The organism is Streptomyces albofaciens JCM 4342, assembly GCF_008634025.1.
Lineage (GTDB): Bacteria > Actinomycetota > Actinomycetes > Streptomycetales > Streptomycetaceae > Streptomyces > Streptomyces albofaciens.
In genome coordinates this window covers 437,287-456,204 of sequence record NZ_PDCM01000001.1, presented here as the reverse complement: position 1 = coordinate 456,204, position 18,918 = coordinate 437,287, and the positions used below count along the sequence as shown (strand labels likewise).

At 72.8% G+C, this 18,918-nt stretch carries 18 protein-coding genes; 5 read left to right on the top strand and 13 right to left on the bottom strand.

Annotated features, from left to right (window positions below; all coding sequences use genetic code 11):
• Window positions 1–34 precede the first annotated feature (34 nt).
• A complete protein-coding gene (locus CP973_RS02195) occupies window positions 35–1,321 on the bottom strand; it encodes an adenylosuccinate synthase (protein ID WP_030662862.1) in 1,287 nt (428 codons plus the stop codon).
• Between the two features lie 175 nt (window positions 1,322–1,496).
• Between CP973_RS02195 and CP973_RS02190 the strand changes: the two genes are divergently transcribed.
• Entirely contained in the window at window positions 1,497–2,531 is a 1,035-nt protein-coding gene (locus CP973_RS02190) for a hypothetical protein (RefSeq protein WP_425281926.1), read from the top strand.
• 31 nt (window positions 2,532–2,562) lie between these two features.
• Here the strand turns inward: CP973_RS02190 and CP973_RS02185 are convergent, their stop codons facing one another.
• Entirely contained in the window at window positions 2,563–3,078 is a 516-nt protein-coding gene (locus CP973_RS02185; protein ID WP_150237093.1) for a GbsR/MarR family transcriptional regulator, read from the bottom strand.
• A gap of 101 nt (window positions 3,079–3,179) precedes the next feature.
• Between CP973_RS02185 and CP973_RS02180 the strand changes: the two genes are divergently transcribed.
• The 4 genes from CP973_RS02180 to CP973_RS02165 all read left to right on the top strand — a co-directional run bounded on the left by CP973_RS02180 (window position 3,180) and on the right by CP973_RS02165 (window position 7,209).
• Window positions 3,180–4,124, top strand: coding sequence for an ABC transporter ATP-binding protein (locus CP973_RS02180; protein WP_150237091.1), 945 nt, complete (start codon window positions 3,180–3,182; stop codon window positions 4,122–4,124).
• Window positions 4,121–5,761, top strand: a complete 1,641-nt coding sequence (locus CP973_RS02175; protein ID WP_150237089.1) for an ABC transporter permease — start codon at window positions 4,121–4,123, stop codon at window positions 5,759–5,761. Before CP973_RS02180 ends, CP973_RS02175 begins: the two co-directional genes overlap by 4 nt.
• Window positions 5,762–6,138: 377 nt before the next feature.
• Window positions 6,139–6,873 carry a DUF6082 family protein gene (locus CP973_RS02170; protein WP_244409692.1) on the top strand — a complete coding sequence of 245 codons (735 nt, stop codon included), beginning with the start codon at window positions 6,139–6,141 and terminating at the stop codon, window positions 6,871–6,873.
• 147 nt (window positions 6,874–7,020) lie between these two features.
• Complete coding sequence (locus CP973_RS02165) at window positions 7,021–7,209, top strand: hypothetical protein (protein WP_150237085.1); 189 nt, start codon at window positions 7,021–7,023, stop codon at window positions 7,207–7,209.
• A 24-nt stretch (window positions 7,210–7,233) separates the two neighbouring features.
• Here the strand turns inward: CP973_RS02165 and CP973_RS02160 are convergent, their stop codons facing one another.
• The 11 genes from CP973_RS02160 to CP973_RS02110 form a co-directional block, all read right to left on the bottom strand.
• Window positions 7,234–7,890 (bottom strand): response regulator, encoded by a 657-nt coding sequence (locus tag CP973_RS02160; RefSeq protein ID WP_003979912.1) that lies wholly within the window; start codon window positions 7,888–7,890, stop codon window positions 7,234–7,236.
• Window positions 7,887–9,245, bottom strand: coding sequence for a sensor histidine kinase (locus CP973_RS02155; protein ID WP_150237083.1), 1,359 nt, complete (start codon window positions 9,243–9,245; stop codon window positions 7,887–7,889). The genes CP973_RS02160 and CP973_RS02155 overlap by 4 nt, the downstream gene beginning before the upstream one ends.
• A 67-nt stretch (window positions 9,246–9,312) precedes the next feature.
• Complete coding sequence (locus CP973_RS02150) at window positions 9,313–10,065, bottom strand: alpha/beta hydrolase family protein (RefSeq protein WP_150237081.1); 753 nt, start codon at window positions 10,063–10,065, stop codon at window positions 9,313–9,315.
• Window positions 10,062–11,249, bottom strand: coding sequence for a kynureninase (kynU, locus tag CP973_RS02145; protein WP_150237079.1), 1,188 nt, complete (start codon window positions 11,247–11,249; stop codon window positions 10,062–10,064). Before kynU ends, CP973_RS02150 begins: the two co-directional genes overlap by 4 nt.
• Window positions 11,242–12,120: a tryptophan 2,3-dioxygenase family protein gene (locus CP973_RS02140; protein WP_150237077.1), complete on the bottom strand. Its 879-nt coding sequence runs from the start codon at window positions 12,118–12,120 to the stop codon at window positions 11,242–11,244. Before CP973_RS02140 ends, kynU begins: the two co-directional genes overlap by 8 nt.
• A 225-nt stretch (window positions 12,121–12,345) precedes the next feature.
• On the bottom strand, window positions 12,346–12,759 hold the full coding sequence (locus CP973_RS02135) for a DUF3151 domain-containing protein (RefSeq protein ID WP_150237075.1): 414 nt from the start codon (window positions 12,757–12,759) through the stop codon (window positions 12,346–12,348).
• A 623-nt stretch (window positions 12,760–13,382) separates the two neighbouring features.
• Window positions 13,383–14,405 (bottom strand): class II fructose-bisphosphate aldolase, encoded by a 1,023-nt coding sequence (fbaA, locus tag CP973_RS02130; RefSeq protein ID WP_150237074.1) that lies wholly within the window; start codon window positions 14,403–14,405, stop codon window positions 13,383–13,385.
• Window positions 14,406–14,610: 205 nt separating this feature from the next.
• Complete coding sequence (gene pyrE, locus CP973_RS02125; protein WP_150237071.1) at window positions 14,611–15,153, bottom strand: orotate phosphoribosyltransferase; 543 nt, start codon at window positions 15,151–15,153, stop codon at window positions 14,611–14,613.
• An 81-nt stretch (window positions 15,154–15,234) separates the two neighbouring features.
• The gene (locus CP973_RS02120) at window positions 15,235–16,083 is read right to left on the bottom strand and encodes an aldose epimerase family protein (RefSeq protein ID WP_150237070.1); all 849 of its coding nucleotides are present in this window, start codon (window positions 16,081–16,083) and stop codon (window positions 15,235–15,237) included.
• A 67-nt stretch (window positions 16,084–16,150) separates the two neighbouring features.
• Entirely contained in the window at window positions 16,151–16,915 is a 765-nt protein-coding gene (locus tag CP973_RS02115; protein WP_150237068.1) for an SRPBCC domain-containing protein, read from the bottom strand.
• A 116-nt stretch (window positions 16,916–17,031) separates the two neighbouring features.
• The gene (locus CP973_RS02110; RefSeq protein ID WP_150237066.1) at window positions 17,032–18,792 is read right to left on the bottom strand and encodes a spermidine synthase; all 1,761 of its coding nucleotides are present in this window, start codon (window positions 18,790–18,792) and stop codon (window positions 17,032–17,034) included.
• Window positions 18,793–18,918: the final 126 nt, after the last annotated feature.

Below are 18,918 nucleotides of genomic sequence, written 5' to 3'. Positions count from 1 at the left end.
AACGCGGCTCGGAACCGGCGGTTCCGTTCGGCCGTCAGTCCAGGAACGAGTTGATCTGGATCGTCTCGTCCCGGCCCGGGCCGACGCCGATCGCGGAGATCGGGGCGCCCGACATCTCCTCCAGCGCCTTGACGTACGCCTGCGCGTTCTTCGGCAGCTCGGCGAAGGTCTTGGCCTTGGTGATGTCCTCGGACCAGCCCGGCAGCGTCTCGTAGATCGGCTTCGCGTGGTGGAAGTCGGTCTGGCTGTACGGCAGCTCCTCGACGCGCTTGCCGTCGATCTCGTAGGCGACGCAGACCGGGATCTGCTCCCAGCCGGTGAGCACGTCCAGCTTGGTGAGGAAGAAGTCGGTCAGGCCGTTCACGCGGGTCGCGTAGCGGGCGATGACCGCGTCGAACCAGCCGCAGCGCCGGTCGCGGCCGGTGGTGACACCGCGCTCGCCGCCGATGGTGCGCAGCGCCTCGCCGTCCGCGTCGAACAGCTCGGTCGGGAACGGACCGGCGCCGACCCGGGTCGTGTAGGCCTTGAGGATGCCGATGACCCGGCTGATCTTCGTGGGGCCGACCCCCGCGCCGGTGCAGGCGCCGCCCGCGGTCGGGTTGGAGGAGGTCACGAACGGGTAGGTGCCGTGGTCCACGTCGAGCAGGGTGCCCTGGCCGCCCTCGAAGAGGACGACCTTGCCGTCGTCGATCGCGTTGTTGAGCAGGAGGGTGGTGTCGGCCACGTAGCCCCGGATCTGGTCCGCGTAGCTGAGCATCTCCTCGACGACCTGCTCGGCGACCACCGCGCGGTGGTTGTAGAGCTTGGCCAGCACCTGGTTCTTGAAGTCGAGGGCCGCCTCGACCTTCTGGTGCAGGATCGACTCGTCGAAGAGGTCCTGGACGCGGATGCCGGTGCGGTTGATCTTGTCGGCGTAGGTCGGGCCGATGCCCCGGCCGGTCGTACCGATCTTCCGCTTGCCGAGGAAACGTTCCGTGACCTTGTCGACGGTGATGTTGTACGGCGTGATCAGGTGCGCGTTGCCGCTGATCAGCAGCTTGGACGTGTCGACGCCGCGCTCGTTGAGTCCGCTCAGCTCGGAGAGCAGGACCGCCGGGTCGACGACGACGCCGTTGCCGATGACCGGGGTGCACCCCGGCGAGAGGATTCCGGAAGGGAGAAGGTGCAGCGCATATTTCTGGTCGCCTACGACAACCGTGTGACCGGCGTTGTTGCCGCCCTGGTAACGCACCACATAGTCGACGGACCCACCGAGCAGATCGGTGGCCTTTCCCTTGCCCTCATCACCCCACTGAGCACCGAGCAGCACAAGTGCGGGCACAGGCGTACACCCCTTCCGGGCGGGGCATGTCCAACGTGCGCGAGGCCGTATGCGTGCGGACGCATGCGTACGACACCGCTGAAGCCGTCGAACCGGTGCCCCGGAATAGACGAAGCCCCTGGCGCAATCGCGCAAGGGGCTCTTGCACCGAGATGCTACCTGAGGAAGGACCGAGGTGTCGGCGCAGCCATCTGGGCACTGCTTTCCGGACGGGGTCCGGGGGCGCCCCCTGCTCGTGGTCATCGACCCGGTCGCCCGCAGAACGGACGGGGAATCCGTACGCATCGCCAAGGACGTCCTGTGCGCGGGCGCGGCCGCGAAGATCTGCCTCCCGGACGGCCCCGAGGAGTACGCGCGGGCGCTCGCCCGCCGCGGCCATCGCCGCCCCGTGGTGATCGGGGACGACCGGGCCCTGCTGCGGGCGGTGGCGTTGCTGCACAAGGAGCGCGACCTGGCGGGGGTGGCCCTCGCGGTCGTGCCGGTGGGCGCGCCGGGCGCGGTGGCGCTGTCGCGCGCGCTGGGCGTGCCGACGGACACCGTCGCCGCGGCGCGCACGGTCCTGGACGGTACGGAACAGAGCCTGCACCTGCTCACGGACGACAGTGACGGCATCGTGCTGGGCGGCCTGGACATCCCGTCCGGTACGGAGGAGGGCGACCAGGCCCGCCGCCGCAAGCGCTCCGGTGGGCGCCTGCCGGGACCCCGCGAAGCCTCGGACGGGGCGGACGCGGCGGACTGGGCGGGCGAGGAGGCGCGGGACGCGACGGCCGGGCGCCTGGCGCCGGAGGAGGGGCCGGGGGCCGACGCCCGCCCGGACGCGCCCGCCACCTGGTGGCGCGCACCGTTCCGTAAGGCCCGCGCCGCCCTGGCGCTGCTGGCCGCCCGTGTCCGCCCCGCGGGCGGCGACCGGTCGGCCCCGCCCGGCCACCGGCTGCGGGTCGAGGCGGACGGCGTGGTGCTCGCGGACCTGGACCGGCCGGTGCGGTGGGTCTCGGTGACACCGGGCGACGGCGCGGACGGCAGCGGGCTGGCCGAGATCGTCGTCCACTGGCAGGCGGCCGAGCCTCCGGTACGGGCCCGCGCGCGGGCGGTGACCGTGTCCGGCGCGGACTTCCGCTACCGGGCGGACGTGGTGGTCGGCGGCCCGGTCAGGACCCGTACGTGGACGGTGCAGCCGGGCGCCTGGCGGCTGACGCTGCCGCACGACTGACGCCGGGGCGGTGCCGGGAGGCGGCCGTGCCTCAGCCGTCCTCCGCCAGCCGCTGCGCCCGGTGCTCGCGCCAGCGCTCCAGCAGCACGTCCAGCTCGCCCTGCATGAACTCGAAGAACTCGACGGTCTCGGCGACCCTGGCGCCGGCGGGCGTGTCCGGCCCGAGGGTCTTCGCGCCCTCCCGCAGCACTTCCTCCCAGCGGGTCAGCACCTGCTCGCGGTTGCCCAGCGTCTCGTACCAGAGCTCGTTGTAGAGCCGGTAGCGGTCCCGCCGGGTGCCCGGTTCGCGCTCGCGGCGGACCATGCTGACCTGCACCAGGTAGCGGACCGCGCCGGAGACGGCGGCGGGGCTGATCCGCAGCTGTTCGGCCAGTTCGGCCGAGGTGAGGGCGCCGGAGTCGGAGGCGAGCAGCGCCGCGAAGACCCGGGAGGCCATCCGCTGCATGCCCGCCTCGGTCAGCTCCGCCGCGAAGCGTTCCACGAAGCGGGAGACCGCCTCCTCGTCCCGCCCGGTGTTCTGGCCCCGCTGCTCTGCCTGCTCGCTCACCGTCTCATCCTCTCCCCTGCTCCCCCGGCCCGGAACGTTCCCTCAACTTTATACGGTTTCCTAACTTCACAAATTTGTGAAACGAGCGTACGTTCAGAACCATGACGAAGGCAATCACGGTGTCCGGCCTCCGCAAGGCGTTCGGCCGGACCCAGGCGCTGGACGGCCTCGACCTCGATGTCGAGGCGGGCGAGGTGCACGGCTTCCTCGGCCCCAACGGCGCGGGCAAGTCCACCACCATCCGCGTCCTGCTCGGCCTGCTGCGCGCCGACGGGGGTGGCGCGCGGCTCCTCGGCAAGGACCCGTGGCGCGACGCCGTCGCCCTGCACCGCCGGATCGCGTACGTCCCCGGGGACGTCACGCTGTGGCGCAACCTCTCCGGCGGCGAGGTCATCGACCTGTACGGACGGCTGCGCGGCGGCCTGGACACGGCCCGCCGGGCCGACCTCCTGGAGCGCTTCGAGCTGGACCCCACCAAGAAGGGCCGGACGTACTCCAAGGGCAACCGCCAGAAGGTCGCCCTGGTCGCCGCGTTCGCCTCCGACGTGGACCTGCTCATCCTCGACGAGCCGACCTCCGGGCTGGACCCGCTGATGGAGGAGGTCTTCCAGGACTGCGTCGAGGAGGAGCGCGACCGCGGCCGCACGGTGCTCCTCTCCAGCCATGTGCTGTCCGAGGTCGAGGCGCTGTGCGACCGCGTCAGCATCATCCGCAAGGGCCGCACCGTCGAGTCCGGCTCCCTCGCGGACCTGCGGCACCTGACCCGTACGAGCGTGACCGCCGAACTGGCCGGCGCGCCCGACGGCCTCTCCCGCCTGCCCGGCGTCCACGACCTCGACATACAGGGCCACCGGGTCCGGCTCCAGGTGGACACCGACAAGCTGGACGCGGTGCTGCGCTCGCTCAGCCGGTCCGGCGTCCGCAGCCTGACCAGCACACCACCCACGCTGGAGGAGCTGTTCCTGCGGCACTACCAGGACGACACCCGGGGCGACCGGGCCCCGGCGTCCGCCACCTCCGCTCCCGAGAAGGCGAGCCTGCGATGACCGCCGTGCCGCTCCCCGCGTCCGCCCGTACCGGCGGCTCCCGCGACCTGGCCGGCACCGGCACCCTGCTGCGCCTGGCGCTGCGCCGCGACCGGCTGATGATCCCGGCCTGGGTGGTGCTGCTCGGACTGACCGTCGTCAGCATGAGCGGCGCCCTCAAGAAGCTCTACGACACACCCGCCAAGCGTGCCGACGTGGCGAGTTCGATGACGGGCAACGGCTCCCTGCGCGCCATCTACGGCCCGGTGTTCGGCGACTCCCTCGGCGGCCTGACCGCCTGGCGCATCGGCGGCATCGCCGCGCTGCTGGCCGGCGTGATGAGCCTGCTGATCGTCGTACGCCACACCCGCGAGGAGGAGGAGACGGGCCGCCAGGAACTGCTCTCGGCGGCCATGGTCGGCCGGCGGGCCCCGCTCACCGCCGCCCTGCTCGCCGCGCTCGCCGCCGATGCCGCGCTGGCCCTGCTCATCGCGGCCGGGCTGGCCGGGGCCGGGCAGCCGGCGGACGGCGCGCTGGCCCTCGGTCTCGCGATCGGCGGCACCGGCCTGGTCTTCGCGGGCCTGGCGGCGGTCACCGCCCAGCTCACCGAGAGCGCCCGGGCCGCCAAGGGGCTGGCCGGGGCCGTCCTGGGCGCGGCCTTCGTCCTGCGGGCCGCGGGCGACGCCGCCACCGAGGACGCGTCCTCCCCGCTGACCTGGGTCTCGCCGGTCGGCTGGGCCGAGCAGCTGCGCGCGTTCGCCGACGAGCGCTGGTGGGTCCTGCTGCTCTTCCTCGCCGGTACGGCCGTCACGGTCGGCGCGGCGTACTCTCTCACCGCCCGCCGCGACCTCGGCATGAGCTTCCTGTCCGCCCGGCCGGGCCCGGCCCGCGCGCCCGCCTCGCTGAACGGCGCCACCGGCCTGGCCTGGCGGCTCCAGCGGACCACCCTGTTCGGCTGGGCGGCCGGCTTCCTGGCCGCCGGTGCCGTCTTCGGCGGCATCATCGACGGCGCGTCCGACCTGGTCGGCGACAACGAACAGGCCCGCCTGATATTCGAGCGGATGGGCGGCCGGCAGGGTCTGTCGGACACGTTCGTGTCCGCCCTGACCGGCATGCTCGGCATGGTCGCGGCGATCTACGCGGCGGGCGCGGTGCTCCGGCTGCGCGGCGAGGAGACCGGCGACCGCGCCGAACCGGTGCTGGCGGGTGCCGTCGGCCGGCTGCGCTGGGCGGCCGGACACCTGGTCATCGCCTTCCTCGGCACGGCCGTCGTGCTGCTCCTGGGCGGCCTGGGCCTCGGTCTCACGTACGGCCTGACGAGCGGGGACGCGGGCGGGCGGCTCGGCCCCACGGTGGGTGCGGCACTGGCCCAGGTCCCGGCGGCCTGGGCGCTCACCGGCCTGGCGGTGCTGCTGGTCGGCGCGCTGCCGAAGGCCGCGGTCGGCACCTGGGCCGTGGTCGGCGGCTGCCTCGGCATCGGCTGGGTGGGCCCGGCCGTCCAGCTGCCCCAGTGGGTGATGAACCTGTCGCCGTTCAGCCACCTGCCGAAGCTGCCGGGCGGCGAGGCCACCGCGGCGCCGTTCCTGTGGCTGCTCGGCCTGGCGGCGGTGTCCGTGGCGGCGGGCCTGGCCGCGCTGCGCCGCCGCGACATCGGCTGATCCAGGGTCCCGCCCTCATACGTGCGGCGCCGGAGCTGTAGCGGACTCCGGCGCCGCACTTCCCCGTACCCCGCCGGTGTGTCGTACGGCGGGAGCGATCCCCGCCCGGGGGCGTACGCCCGCCCGGCGCGCGTGCTCCCCGCCCGCTCCAACTGGTAGAGACCTCATCCCGTCACCGCTGCTCCACAAGCGGCTCCGAACGACCAGTGGAGCGGGAGTGGAACATTCCGCGCCCGTGTGCTCCGGGCCACGCCGCCGGACGCGGTTGTCCCCGTTTCCGCCTGGGCACAACCCCCGCGAGCGGCGATGGCGGCGCTTATCCAGCCGGCACGCCGCGGTTTCGCGCCTAGGGGCGGGCGGAGGTATCCGTGAACGAAATGGGACCACGCAAGGCGATGTGGGTGCTGCAGAATCTGGGGGTCGTCCTGGCGGCCGGAGCAGCCTGCGTGCTGCTGAGCCTGATCATGACGGCGGTGCCCGGACTGCGCACCCCGGGCAGTGGGAATGCGGGCCAGGCCTATGGCGCCGCGGCGTCCTCCACTGCCGCACTGGTGCTGTTCTACATGGCGAGGACGCTGCGCCTGCAGCGGGACGAGACCTCGCTGCAACGCCAGGAACTGGAACTGCAACGCGCGGAAATGCGGCTGCAACGCACCGAACTGGAGCTGCAGCGGGACGAGATGCGCCGGTCAGCGGGCGAACTGCACCGCAGCGCCGAAGCCGGTCTGCGGCGCCTGCACATGGACCTGCTCAAGATGAGCATCGCCGACCCGGAGCTGGCCGAGGTCTGGCCCCGATTCGCCCCGGACCTGTCGGTGAAGGAGAACCGCCAGTATCTGTACGCCAACCTGATCTACTGTCACAGCATGCTCGTCCACAAGCTCGGGATGGCGAACGACCGGGAAATGCTCGGGCATCTGCGCTACATCACCAACACTCCGGCCTTCCGGGGGTACTGGGAATCCGCGCGCCGTATGCGCGACGAGATGGACCCCGCCTCGCACGAACACCACTTCGCCGTGCTCGTCGACGAGGCACTGACCCAGACGAACGCACAGACACACCATGTCCCGAATCTGCGTTTGGTCGACGGCCAACACACCGAACAATAAAGCGCTCACCGGTGTAGCGACTGTCACCAAAAAGGAGCAACTCCGTAATTCGGCTCGCGCTGCCGCGCACCGCCGGGGTATTCCGGCCCGGTGACAGCACCAGAGATTTCCCGACGGTTGGGCGCCACCCCTCAGGAGCGCGGCAGCGTGGGCAACGGCAGTTGCCCCGACCTCTTCGAGCTGAGCGACGGACGCTTCGCCGTCATCGGCACCGACATGACAGCCGATCTGGACGCGAAACTGCCGGACGACGCCGGCCGCGCCGGCCACGAGAGAATCGTGGTGATCTCCCGCGACACCCTGCTGCGGGCCAAGGCCGATATCGCCGCACTGTGACCCGGCGGCCCGGCCCGCCGCTCCTCAGCCGCCCGGCGTGACCAGCCGGGCCTCGTACGCGAAGACCGCCGCCTGGGTGCGGTCGCGCAGCCCCAGCTTCACCAGAATCCGGCTGACGTGCGTCTTCACCGTCGACTCGGCCACGACCAGATGCTCGGCGATCTCACCGTTGGACAGGCCCTGGGCGACCAGCACCAGAACCTCGGTCTCCCGCTCGGTGAGGTCGCCGACGCGCTCCTGCGTCGGCGCCCGCGGCGTGCCGAGCTTGGAGAACTCCGAGATCAGCCGCTTGGTGACGGCCGGCGCGAGCAGTGCCTCGCCGTTCGCCACGATCCGCACGCCCTCCGCGAGCTGCCCCGCCGAGGCGTCCTTGAGCAGGAAGCCGCTGGCCCCGGCCCGCAGCGCCTGGTACACGTACTCGTCCAGGTCGAAGGTGGTCAGCACCAGCACCTTGGCGTCCGCGTCGGCGGCGACGATCTCGCGGGTCGCCTCCAGGCCGTTCATCTGCGGCATCCGGATGTCCATCAGCACCACGTCCGGACGCAGCTCGGCGACCTTGGCCACCGCCTGCCGCCCGTCCACCGCCTCGCCGACGACCTCGATGTCCGGCATCGCGCCGAGCAGCACCGAAAAGCCCTCGCGGACCATGACCTGGTCGTCCACGATCAGTACGCGGATCATCCCGCCGTCTCCCCCTTCACGTCCGGCGTCGCCGGAACCGGAATGAACGCCGCGACCTCGAACCCGCCGTCCTCGGTGTGGTCCGCGGTGATCTCACCACCCAGCATCTGCACCCGCTCCCGCATGCCCAGGACACCGTGCCCGGCCCCCGGCGACGGCTTGGCCAGCCGGCTCGGCGCACCGTTGACGATACGCAGTCCGAGCCCGCCGAGCACGTAGGAGATCTCCACCCGCGCCTCGGCGCCCGGCGCGTGCCGCAGCGTGTTGCTCAGCGCCTCCTGGACGATGCGGTACGCGGACAGCTCGACGCCCTGCGGCAGCGGCCGGACCGAGCCGGTGACCACGGCCTCGACCTCCAGTCCCGCGCTGCGCACGCTCTCCAGCAGCGCGTCGAGGCTGGCCAGCGTCGGCTGCGGCGCCTCGGGGTCGGCGTCGGCGAAGGCGTCCGGGTCCTCGGACCGTACGACGCCGAGGATGCGGCGCAGCTCGGTCAGCGCGGCCACCGCGTTCTCCCGGATGGTCGAGAAGGAGGTGGCCAGCTCGGGCGGCGTGTCCTTGACCCGGTACGGGGCGGCCTCCGCCTGAATGGCGATGACCGACATGTGGTGTGCGACCACGTCGTGCAGCTCACGGGCGATCAGGGCGCGCTCCTCCAGCAGCGTGCGCCGCGAGCGCTCCTCGGCGGTGGCGGTCCGCGTCTCGACGACGTGCTGCCGCTCCTCGCGCCAGGCGCGGATGGCGGCGGCGGGCACCAGCACGAACACCGACACCACCGCGAACGGCGCGATGGTCGAGACCGCCCGGGGCATGAGCAGCGTCAGCACCCCGGTCCCGGCCATGGTGAGCAGCCACATCTCCAGGGCGAGCCGCGGCCGGGTGCGCAGGACGACCAGCGCCATCACCGCGAGGTGCGCGACCAGGCTGATCTCGAACCACCCGTGCCCCGCCCCGGCCATGGCGCCGGCCAGCATCGCGAACAGGAGCGCCCCGACCGAGATCCAGAACGCGCCGACCGGCCGGAAGAGCGTCAGGGCGATCGGCGCGGCGGTCAGGAAGCAGTAGGCCACCGCGATGAAGGACTCGATCGGCCCGCCGCCCGCCGTCTGCGCGACGATCACGAGGAACACGAAGGCGGCGATCCCGCCGAGCGCCAGGTGCGGTGCCCAGCGCACATAGCGCCGCAGCCGCTGCGGGAGCCACTCCCACCCGGGCACCCGGGCGTCGTCCAGGGGCAGCATCGGACGGAAGGTGAAGGCGTCCACGATCAGGTCCTGGCGCAGCCGGTGCAGCGCGCCGCGGACGAGCCGGGCTTCCGAGCGCAGGTCGTCCCGCCGCGGGTGAGTCGTCTGGTTCACGCACACCACGGTATGCAGCGCGCGGCCCGCGGGCGTCCCCTCCTGAGCGGATCTCCGGGCCTCCTCCTCAAGTACTACGGAGGGTGGCCAGGAGGACGCGGAAGGCCGCGGTGCCGGGGGTGACGGGCGCGTAGTGCCCCGTTCCGGCCTGTTCGCGCAGTTCGGGTACGACGCCGCCGGCGGCCTCGGCGGCCCGTACGTAGCGCCGGGACAGTTCCACGGGCACCTCGGCGTCCTCGGTGCCGTGCAGCACCGTCACGGGCACCGCGCCCGGCAGCTGCCGTACCGGGTCCGCGGCGGCGAGCCGGTCCGCCCACCCGGGCCCGGCGCCCAGGAACTCCGCCACCGCGCCGTCGCTCAGCCCCAGCTCGTGGGCGTGCGCGAGGTCGGCGACGGGGGCCAGGGCGACGATCCGCCGCGGCGCGTACCGGTCTCGGCCGCCCGCCAGGAGCAGCGCGAGGTGCCCGCCCGCGGAGTGCCCGACGGCGATCACGGGCCGCTCCAGGGCGGCCGTCGCCGCCGTCACGTCCTCGTACGTACGCGGCCAGCCCCCGCCCGCGCCCACCCGCCGGTACTCGGCGAGGGCGACCGGCAGCCCGTGCCGGGCCAGCTCGGCCGCGAGCGGCGACAGGTGCGCACGGTCGTACGCCGCGCGCCAGAACCCGCCGTGCAGCAACAGCACCACCGGGCCGTCGGACGCCGGGCCGTACAGGTCGATCACCTGGTCCGGGTGCGGCCCGTACGGCAGCGTCGCGTCGGGCGGCACGGGCGCGAGGCCGAACAGCGCCGCCTCCTCGCCCCCGGCGCCCGCGCCGCTCACTCCAGGACCTCGCCCAGCACCCGCGCGGCACGCGCCACGTCCGCGAAGGACGTGTAGAGCGGGGTGAAGCCGAAGCGCAGCACGTCGGGGTGGCGGAAGTCGCCGATCACCCCGCGCCGGATCAGCTCCGTCATCACCTTGCCCGCGTCCGCGCACGACAGCGCCACCTGGCTGCCGCGCAGCCGGTGCTCGCGCGGCGTCACGCAGCGCACCCGGCCCTGCGGTACGCACGCCTCCACGCACTCCAGGAAGAAGTCGCCGAGCGCCAGGCTCTTGGCCCGTACGTCCTCGATGCGCACGCCGTCCCAGACGTCCAGGGCCGTTTCCAGCGCGAGCATCGACAGGATGTCCGGGGTGCCGACACGGCCACGGGTGATGCCGTCGGCCGGGGCGTACGCGGCGTCCATGCCGAAGGGCACCGCGTGCGAGTTCCAGCCGGGCAGCGGCGAGTCGAAACAGGCCTGGAGCTCCTCGCGCACATACAGGTACGCGGGCGCGCCCGGGCCGCCGTTGAGGTACTTGTACGTACAGCCCACCGCGAAGTCCACGCCGTGCGCGTCCAGCCGGACCGGCAGGGCGCCCGCGCTGTGGCACAGGTCCCAGGCCGCCAGGGCCCCGGCCTCGTGCAGCGCGGCGGTGAGGCCGGGCAGGTCGTTGAGCCGGCCGGTGCGGTAGTCGACGTGGTTGACCAGCGCGAGCGCGGTACGCGGACCGGCCTCGTCCGGGATCCGCTCGGCCGGCAGGGCGCGCAGCGTGCAGCCCGTCATACGCGCCGCGGACTCCGCGATGTAGCCGTCGGTCGGGAACGACGCCTCGTCCGCCAGGATCTCGTCCCGTCCCGTACCGGCCATCCGGACCGCGCCGACCACCGCCTTGAAGATGTTGACGCTGGTCGAGTCGCCGACGACCACCTGCCCCGGCGCGGCGCCCAGCAGCGGGGCGATCCGGTCGCCGACCCGCTCCGGCGCGGACCACCAGCCCGCCTCCTCCCAGGAGCGGATGCGCAGTTCGCCCCACTCGCGGGCGATCACGTCCGCTACCCGGCCGGGCACCTGGCGGGGCAGGGCCCCGAGGGAATTGCCGTCCAGATACACACACGTATCGAGGACGAACTTCTCCCGTACGTGCCCGAGTCCGTCCCGCGCGTCCAGCGCCGCGGCCCGCTCCGCCGGTGTCTCAGACATGGCTGCGCGCCGTCCACAGTTCGGGAAAAACGTTCTTGCGGGCGCGTTTCTCCAGCCACGCCACACCCGCCGAACCACCGGTGCCCATCTTCGCCCCCATCGCCCGCCGCGTCGCCACCAGGTGATCGTTGCGCCACCGCCACACCAGCTCCGCGACATCCGTCAACGCCTCGCCCAGCCGCACCAGTTCGCTGTCGCGCGGGCCCGCGTACACCTCGGCCCACACCGCCTCGACCCGCGCGTCCGGCTCGTACCTGGCCGTCACCTCGCGCTCCAGCACCTCGGTGGGTATCGCGTAACCACGGCGCGCCAGCAGCCGCAGCACCTCGTCCCACAGACTCGGCTCCTGCAACGCCTTCTCCAGCTCCGCGTGCTCCCGCGGCGCCCCACGGTGCGGCACCAGCATCGACGCGGACTTCTCCCCGAGCAGGAACTCCAGCCGCCGGTACATCGCGGACTGGAACCCCGACCCCTCGCCCAGCGCGCCCCGGAACGCGTTGAACTGCGTCGGCGTCAGCCGGGCCAGCGGCTTCCAGGCCGCGTTCAACGCCTCCAGCTCATGCGTCGAACGCTCCAGCGCCTCCATCGCCACCGGCAGGTCGTCCCGGCGCAGCGCCTGGGCGGCCGTATGCCACTCGTGCACGATGACGGTGAACCACAGCTCCATCACCTGTGTCGTGACCAGGAACACCATCTCGCCCGGATCGTCCGACAGCGGATGCTGGAGGTGGGTGAGCACATCCGCGTGGACATAGTCCTCGTACGGCGTCGTGCTCGTACTGCCGATGCTCAGATCAGGCCGCCGCGGGCCGGCGGCCGTCGGCTCGGCCGGTTCCTCCGGCTCGGCGTGCGGGGCGGAGTGCTGCGACATGAGGAACTCCTCGATGTGCTGGCTTCCGGGTAGCGGTCCGCTCCTTCCCGTCGGCAAACGGAGCCCCGGTCCCCTCGGGCACGGACTCTCCCGGCCCATGGGCATCATCCGTGCTCCACGGAAGGCGCGCAAGGGGGTGGCCAGGCGTGCGAAGGGCCGGTCGCGCTCGCGCGACCGGCCCGTGTTTTTCCCCCGGCCCTTCAGCCGGGAGCGCAGCTCAGCGCCTTAGGAAAGCGTGTCCGCCGCCGTCGGTGACGAGTCACGCAGGAACGTCGTGCAGCGCTCGTACTCCTCCTGCTCACCGATCGCCTGCGCGGCGCGGGCGAGCGCGTGCAGAGCACGCAGAAAGCCCCGGTTGGGCTCGTGCTCGAACGGCACCGGGCCGTGCCCCTTCCAGCCGGCCCGGCGCAGCGCGTCCAGCCCCCGGTGATAGCCGGTACGGGCGTACGCGTACGACTCGACCGTACGCCCCGCCTGGAACGCGTCATCCGCAAGCTGCGCCCAGGCCAGCGAGGACGTCGGGTACTTCGCCGCAACATCCGCCGGCGCGGCCCCCGAAGCGAGCAGCTCGCGGGGCTCGGGGTCGTCGGGCAGTTCGGTCGGGGGCGGTCCCCCGAGGAGGTTTTCGTGAATGGCCATGGGTACCAGTATTCCCGTGGGGCGGTCGGATGCGGCTATCGCGGTGGGTGGGGGCCTGGCCCGCGCTTCGCGCGGATACGCGTTTGCTTGGTTTGTGGGGCGGGGGTGCGCAGGGGGCCATCTCCTCGGCGCCTGGAGTGAACCAGTGTGTGTTGGTGACCGGGGCTACGGTCGTCCTGCGGGGAGTGTCCCCCTGCACACCCCCTCCCGCCGGTTTGGCGAGTGCGGGCCGGTGGGGGGAGTTTTTTCGATGACCCAGGTGCGCGCCCACCCTGTGGTGAGGCTCGCGGGGCGTAGGCGCAGAACCCCGGGCGCCTACACGTGAGGCGTAAGCCCGCGCCAGGGGTCTGTAAAGACCCCAGCCACGGCGGCGGGAAAGCCGCAAACGGCGCGGGCTCGGGGACACGTAGGGGTCTCCCCGCAGGACGACCGAGACCCCGGTTACGAAAAACCACAAGGATGACTCCCGGCGCCGAGGAGTGACCCCTGCGGGGCCCCGAGCCCCCACCCACCGAACCCTAGGCGCGAAACGCGCACCCCCACGCACCGAACCGCGCCGAAGGCGCCAAACACACGGAGGCCCCGCGTTCACCTGAACGCGGGGCCATCGCACGCACAAAGAGCTACTTGATCCGGGTCCCCGTCGAGCGCAGGTTCGCGCACGCCTCGGTGACGCGCTTCGCCATGCCGGCCTCGGCCAGCTTGCCCCAGCTGCGCGGGTCGTAGGTCTTCTTGTTGCCGACGTCGCCGTCCACCTTCAGCACACCGTCGTAGTTGCGGAACATGTGGTCCGCGATCGGCCGCGTGAACGCGTACTGCGTGTCCGTGTCCAGGTTCATCTTCACGACGCCGTTCTCCAGCGCCGTAGCGATCTCCTCGGCCGTGGAGCCGGAGCCGCCGTGGAAGACGAAGTCGAACGGCGCGGCCTTGCCGTACTTCGAGCCGACGCCCTCCTGGAGGTCCTTCAGCAGCTCGGGACGGAGCACGACGTTGCCCGGCTTGTAGACGCCGTGCACGTTGCCGAACGACGCGGCGAGCAGGTAACGGCCCTTCTCGCCCAGGCCCAGCGCCTCAGCGGTCCGCACCGCGTCGTCGACGGTGGTGTAGAGCTCGTCGTTGATCTCGTGGGTGACGCCGTCCTCCTCGCCACCGGTCGGGGTGATCTCGACCTCAAGGATGATCTTCGCCGCGGCGGCCTGGGCCAGCAGCTCCTGGGCGATGGACAGGTTGTCGGCCAGGGTCTCGGCGGAACCGTCCCACATGTGGGACTGGAACAGCGGGTTCTGGCCCTTGGCCACCCGCTGCTCGGAGACGGCCAGCAGCGGACGGACGTAGCCGTCCAGCTTGTCCTTGGGGCAGTGGTCGGTGTGCAGCGCGACGTTGATGTCGTACTTCTCGGCGACGATGTGCGCGAACTCCGCCAGCGCGACCGCGCCGGTCACCATGTCCTTGTTGTGCTGGCCGCCCAGGAACTCCGCGCCGCCGGTGGAAATCTGGACGATGCCGTCGCTCTCGGCCTCGGCGAAACCACGCAGCGCTGCGTGCAGAGTCTGCGTCGAGGTCACGTTGATGGCCGGGTAGGCGAACTTGCCTGCCTTCGCCCGGTCCAGCATCTCGTTGTAGACCTCGGGAGTTGCGATGGGCATCTGTCCGCTCCTTGTGATGTGCGGGTGTGCGTTCTGGGCCCTGACCAGGGGGCGACGACATCGCCGTAGCTCATCTTCCCAGACTCGGCGGTTTGCTCCACATCCCGTACACGCCAGCCGCACGCAAAGGGGTGGCCGGTTTCACGTGAAACCAGCCACCCCTTTGCGATAAGCGCAGGTCAGCGCCGGAGAGGCGGTACGGGACTCAGGCGAGGCCGAGGTCGCCGAGGCGATAGCCGGTGATGTACGGCAGACCCGCGTCGGCGATGGCCGACTCCGCCCCGCGGTCCACGATCGTGGCGACCGCGACCACCTCCGCGCCCGCCTCGCGCGCCGCCTCGACGGCGGTCAGCGGCGAGCCGCCGGTGGTGGAGGTGTCCTCGACCACCAGGACCCGGCGGCCCTTGATGTCCGGGCCCTCGATCCGCCGCTGCATACCGTGCGTCTTCTGCGCCTTGCGTACGACGAACGCGTCCAGCCGCCGGCCGCGCGCCGCGGCGGCGTGCAGCATCGAGGTGGCGACCGGGTCGGCGCCCAGCGTGAGACCGCCGACCGCGTCGTAGTCCAGGTCGGCGGTGATGTCCAGCATCAGCTGCCCGACGAGGGGCGCGGCCGCACCGTCGAGGGTGATCCGGCGCAGGTCGATGTAGTAATCGGCCTCCTTGCCGGAGGAGAGGGTCACCTTGCCGTGCACCACGGCCTTGTCCTTGATCTGCTGCAGCAGATCGCCGCGTACGTCGTCAGTCATGTGCATGAGCTTAGAAGGTGGCCCGGGCCCCGGCCCGACGCCGGGGCCGGGAGCGAGGAGCGGCGGCCGGGCCCCGGCCGGTCACGCCGGCGTGCGCCAGCTCCACGTCGTGGACATCTCCAGCGGGTCGATGGGGGTGACCAGGCGCGGCACCGTGTTGAGGCCGTTCGGCGGGCCGGACTGCGGCTCCACGCAGACCGCCGCCTCCTGCTCGTCGTAGACCACCACCCATTCGGCGCGGCTGGTGACCTTCAGCTCCAGCCGGTCCGGCCAGGTGAGGGTCACGTCCACGCCGTCCGGCATGCCGAAGCAGTCGTCCCAGGGGCCGGGCCGCGGGTCGATCCGGCGCCCGGTGGGCAGGTGGTCCTCGCCGCGCTCCTCCTGCCAGGCGGCCGAGAAGTCGATCCGTACGTCCTCGCTCTGTTGCCCTTCCTCGCCGAGCCGGCGCAGGAACCAGGGGTGCCAGCCGGCCTGGGCCGGGAAGGAGTCGCCGCTGGCCTCGATGCCCATGGTCAGGGTGAGCGATGCGCCGTCCGCCGCCAGCTCGACCAACTGGGTGACGCGCCCCGGGTACGGCCAGGGGGCGGCGCCCGGGTCGAGGAGGTCGTAGGTGAAGGCGGCGCTGGTGGCGTCCGCGCGCGCCGTCTTCCAGGCGACGTTGCGGCCGGTGCCGTGGATCGCGTGCGGCGGTGAGTTCACCGGCATCTGGTGGAGCTCGCCACCGTTGCGGAACCGCCCGTTCTCGATCCGGCCGCACCACGGGACCATCGGGAACGAGCCGTACTTGGCGCCCTGCCGCAGCACTTCCGTGCCGCCGATGCGCAGGCTCGCGAGCCGGCAGCCGTTGGCCGGGTCCACGGTCACTTCGGTGTCGCCGGCGGTCAGCCGCACCTGTCCCGGCGCGGCGTTTCGCGTGTCGTTGTCACTCACGGTCCGACCCTAGCGGGGAGTTCGTTCGAGACGACGGCAGGCCGGGCGCGGGTCGCGGGCCGGGCGCTCAGCGCCGTCGCCGCAGCACCCTGCCCACCACGACCGCCGACGCCAGCGCCAGTGCCGCGGCCGGTGCCGCCCAGCGCAGGGTGGCGGAGGTGGTCGCCGACTGCGGCGCGGGGACCGGTGCGTACCGGCCGCGCGGCGGCGCGTGGTCGACCTCCTCGGCGCTGCGCCCGATCATCGTGCGGCGCGCGTGCGCGGCCTCGGCGGGCACGGTGTCGTCCTGGTCGTCGTCGGCGAGCGGGTCGAGCGACGGGGGCGGGACCTCGGCGTCGAAGACGCCCTGCGCGGCCGGCGGCGCGGCCGCGGCCGGCTCGTCGGCCGGGTTGTCCGTGAGGTCCGCCGCGAGGTTGGCCGCGAAGCGGTCCAGGACGCGGCGGCCGGCGGACTCGGCCGCCTGGCCGGTGGCCTCCGCGAGGCGGCCGGTGCTGGTGACCGTGCCGGTGCAGCTCAGGACCGTGGCGCCGGTGTCGTCGGGCGCGGTGGCGAGCCGTACGGTCAGGGACAGCTCGGCGGAGCCGTCGCCGCGGGACTCGATGCCGCTCGCCTCGACGGTGACCGTGTCGGCGCCGCGCTCGGTGACGGTCAGCGTGCCGCGGTAGGTGATGGTGGAACTGCCGATGCGCAGCCGCAGCCGCCCGCCGGGGGTGCCGGGATCCGCGTCGGCGTCGAGTTGGCATCCGGGGACGCAGCGCGCCACGCGCTCCGGCTCGGACAGTGCCTGCCGTACGGTCTCGACGGGAAACGGAACGTACACCTCGTGCTCCATGGCAAAGGAGCCTACCCAGCCCTCCCGGCGCACGTGCCCGGTCGGGCACCATTTTTCTCCCGGCCCGGTGGTGCGCCACCTGTCCGCCCAGGGGTCACGGCCCGGGCGGGCAGGTGTCAGTCCAGGTGCCGCGGATGCATCAAGGTGGACGGCGGAAGGCCGTCGATGCGGTCGCGGCAGGCGGCGCGTCCGGCGGCACGCAGCCCGTCGCGGGTGAGCGAGCGCAGCGCGGGCGTGTCCGGCGCCAGGTCCAGACGCGGCGTCCGGCGCGCCGCGAGGACGAAGCCCCAGCCGCAGGCGGTCCGGCCGGTGCCGTGCGGAGCCGGTGCGCAGGAGCGTTTTGCCGCATCGTTCCGCCCGGTGGTCCGCCCCGGAATCCGGTACGGGGCGGTGCTCAGGCCCGCTGCCCGCACGGTCGCGTCCACCGTCCAGTACGAGCGCGGCCGGACCAGCGGCTCCCCGGCGTGCACCGCCAGCCGGCCGTCCTCGGCCAGCGCGCGGGCCGTGAGGCCGTAGAACTCCTGGGAGTAGAGCTTGGTGCTGGCCTGGCTGCCGGGGTCGGGGAGGTCGGCGACGATGACGTCGTACGGGCCGCCGTCGCGCGTCGCGCCGCCCCGCCGCAGCCACTCGAACACGTCGCCCGGGACGATCCGTACCCGCGGATCGTCCAGCGCGTGCCGGTTGAGCGCGGACAGCCCCGGGTCCGTACGGGCCAGCCGGATCACGCCCGGGTCCGGTTCGACGACCGTCACGGACGCCACGCCGGGATAGCGCAGCACCTCGCGCGCGGCGAGCCCGTCGCCGCCGCCCAGCACCAGCACCCGGCGGTGCGGACCGACGGACATGGCCGGATGCACCAGCCCTTCGTGGTACGGGAATCCGTCGCCCGCGCTGACCCGCAGCCGCCCGTCCAGGTAGAGCCCGAGCGGCCCGCCCCTCCCCGCCGCGCCGCCGGCCCCCGCCTCCCGGCGTTCCGTCCTGGCCGCGCCACGGCCCGAACTGCCCCGGTAGTCGGCCGCGTCGGTGCGCCCCGTGGCGGCCGGACCCGTACCGCCCGTGATCACCACCTCCTGCGCGCCGGTACGGACCGCGACCCGCGCCGCCGAGCCGTACACCGCGTCCCGCGCGGCCCGTTCGAACGGGGCGACCAGCACCGTCCCGGCGGCGAGCAGCGCCAGTACCAGCACGTTGGCGAGGACCAGCGCCCAGCGGGCCCGTACGGACAGGTCGCTGCGGAAGAGCCACAGCACCAGCCCGCCCCCGGCCACCGCGTTGACCGAACCGGTGAGCAGGGCGCCGGAGACCTGGCCCAGCAGGGGCAGCAGCAGGAAGGGGAAGGCCAGGCCGCCGACCAGCGCGCCGACGTAGTCCGCCGCGAAGAGGTCGGCCACCGCGCCGCCCGCGTCCTGGCGGCGGACCCGCTGGATCAGCGTCATCAGCAGCGGCACCTCGGCGCCGATGAGCGCGCCGATGGCCAGGGAGAAGGCGACCAGGACGGAGCGGGACTGGCCGAACCAGGCGTAGCAGGCGTAGAGCGCCATCGCGGAGAACCCGCCGACCAGCGCGAGGCCCGCCTCCAGCGCGCCGAAGCCGACGGCGGCCCGGCAGCGCAGCCGCTTGGCGAGCAGCGATCCGATGCCCATCGCGAAGACCATGACGGACAGCACGACGGAGGCCTGGGTGACCGAGTCCCCGGTCAGATAGGAGGCGAGGGCGACCAGTTCGAGTTCGTAGACGATGCCGCAGGCGGCGCAGACGAAGACGGTGGCCAGGACGAGCAGCCGGCCGATCCCGGCGGGTACGGGCAGTCGCGCCGGACCTGGAGCCTCCGGCGGGTCGGGCGCACCGCGGTGGACGGGATCAGGCGGGTCGATCATGCCGTGAACGCTACGTGACACCTGGATGGCCCTACGTCACCCACACGAGCGTAGTGAGCCTTCCACACGGGCGACTTGGCGCACTACGGTCGCGAGACGCGGTCCGCGAACCGGCCCGCGGACCCG